This window comes from Desulfovibrio sp. ZJ369, assembly GCF_011039085.1.
GTDB lineage: Bacteria > Desulfobacterota > Desulfovibrionia > Desulfovibrionales > Desulfovibrionaceae > Desulfovibrio.
In genome coordinates this window covers 1-2,222 of the sequence record NZ_JAAKEI010000025.1, presented here as the reverse complement: position 1 = coordinate 2,222, position 2,222 = coordinate 1, and the positions used below count along the sequence as shown (strand labels likewise).

Annotated in this window: 3 protein-coding genes; 1 reads left to right on the top strand and 2 read right to left on the bottom strand. The window is 36.9% G+C overall.

Annotation, left to right across the window (positions count from 1 at the left end):
- The coding region (locus G7Y51_RS13570) for a hypothetical protein (RefSeq protein ID WP_206214295.1) at window positions 1-247 on the bottom strand (247 nt) is incomplete at its 3' end.
- A 599-nt stretch (window positions 248-846) separates the two neighbouring features.
- Between G7Y51_RS13570 and G7Y51_RS08985 the strand changes: the two genes are divergently transcribed.
- Window positions 847-1,425, top strand: coding sequence for a hypothetical protein (locus tag G7Y51_RS08985; protein WP_165176688.1), 579 nt, complete (start codon window positions 847-849; stop codon window positions 1,423-1,425).
- Between the two features lie 12 nt (window positions 1,426-1,437).
- Here G7Y51_RS08985 and G7Y51_RS08980 read toward each other — a convergent pair.
- Window positions 1,438-2,222, bottom strand: a 785-nt coding sequence (locus tag G7Y51_RS08980) for an IS630 family transposase (RefSeq protein ID WP_165176686.1), incomplete at its 5' end; no start/stop codon positions are given.

The following is a 2,222-nucleotide window of genomic DNA, read 5'->3' as shown; positions in this document are numbered from 1 at the left end:
TTTTATGAAAGTCAAAGGTGGCATTCAGGCGAAAAACGCGGTTTTCGCCTGAATGTACGCCGCGTTGCGGCGGCTGCCGCTTTCGCGTCAGCAGAGCATTTTCAAAGTAAAAATGCTCTATCTCCGCAAGCAATACGGCTGCTCCACCGACAAGATTACCGTGGAGCAGTACGAGGAACAAAAAGCCATGCTCGAAACGTGTAAGCAGGAACCCATTAAACTGAGGAACTTCATGCGGACTTTGCATGGGTTTATGTAAGAGGAGTCGAAAACTCAAAGGCTACGGAAATATTCCGTTGCCTTTTCTTCTTTGGTGGGATACGGAATCACGTCGTGATGAGTAAACTGCAGGCGATACATATCTCCCTCTAATAAGGGCCAGCTCAACGCAAAGCTCCTGCGAATTTTTACTACATCTGAGACCGCTAGCAAATCGAGTTGTTATGTACGGAAATCACGCAAAACTCGCGTATCTGCTGTTCGGAAAGGTAAAAGAAACGTCCATTGTATTTACCGTGGCAGTAATTCGTGCTTTTTTAAATCACAGTACTTAATAGAAATAATATCTATAATGATGTTATCGCAAATTGTTGCCCTTCTATTGATAGGAGAACACTTTTAGAAAAAACAGAACAATACAAAAAGTATGGGAATGCGACTATTGGAGAACCGGATAGTACTAATTACATAAAATTTTATAGAGGAGTTAGTCGGATAAACGTAAGAGAAATACCTTAGGATCCCCCTGATTAACGATTATTCCATTAATATCTTGGAGAAAATATTGGTAAAGAGGTATCATCACCGGTTGGGTTTAAATCCTATATCGAAACTGTGGGGGCTTCAATGGAACTGCAAAGAGTCTTACTACCGCCATCTAAAGAATCTATTAATGAATACGTGGTAAAGTTTGATCGTAAGAATGCTATTACTGAAAAAACAATAAATAAAATAATAAATATTTATCCTAAAAATATTTTAATAGAGGACATACTGACAAAGGTTGTAATAATAAATAGATTATATTCGACAAATATTTACGATATTTATGAAATGTCCTTTGGAATTAAAAGATTAGACATTGATGAATACCTAAATAAGACCGACTTGGGTATTGTAGAAAAAATAGCGAATAGCTATATAAAAGCAGGGAAACATATTTACTGTTATTCATTCGCGACAAAATATTGCAGCTTTCATAATAATGGCTACCCACTATATGATAGTATTATTGACAAAATGTTATGCTTATATAACGAAAAAGATAATTTTTCTAATTTTAGGAAATATGATTTAAAAAACTACCTTACTTTTGTTAGGGTTCTTAATGATTTTATAACCTATTACACACTTGGTGATATAAGTTATAAGGACTTAGACAAATACTTATGGCAATATGGTAAGGATTACTTATATGGTAGTTAGAGCATTTTTCTTTTAACTTTTTACATAGCCACAGGATTTAAACCATCCTTCAGCGTCTTTTTGTGTGATACAACTTAATGCTTTTCCAATGGATTTGTACAGTTCAGCACATGTTTTTGCTTTCATACCCCGAAGTAATTGTTTCACTTTGCTCCACATCTTTTCAATGGGATTTAAATCCTGGCTGTATTCTGGAAGGAAAATATGCTTGCAGCCTTTTTCCCTTATCAAGTTTTGGGCTGTTTTTGATTTATGGACATTCAAATTATCCATTATGACAATATCGTTAGCTTTAAGCGTTGGAAGAAGAAATTTTTCAATATAAGCATTGTACATTTTTCCATCCAGTGCCCCATCAAAAACAACACTGCAAGTTTCTCCCGTTACCCGGATTGCTGAAAGTATGCTTATCCTTTCCCAACGTCCGTCTGGCGCATGATCATGGCAACGTTGGCCATTTCTGGCTCTGCCGTATAATCTCGTCATATTGGTTTTGGCGCCGGTTTCATCAATAAATATCAATCTATTACATGAAGCTTTTTGCTGGAACAGTTTCCATTCCTCACGTTTCCTTCTTACATCTTCGCGTTTTTGTTCGCTGGCCTTGAGAGTTTTTTTATATTTGTAGCCAAATTTAACAAGCAGACGATGGATGGCAGCCAGGCAACAGGATTTATGAAAATGCTCTTTAATTTCCTGAAGCGTCATATCAACATTTTTATCAAGAAGGGCTTGCAATTCCCGAATCTCCTCGCATGAGAAACAACTTGGGCGATGGCCATTGGGTTTGGCTGATA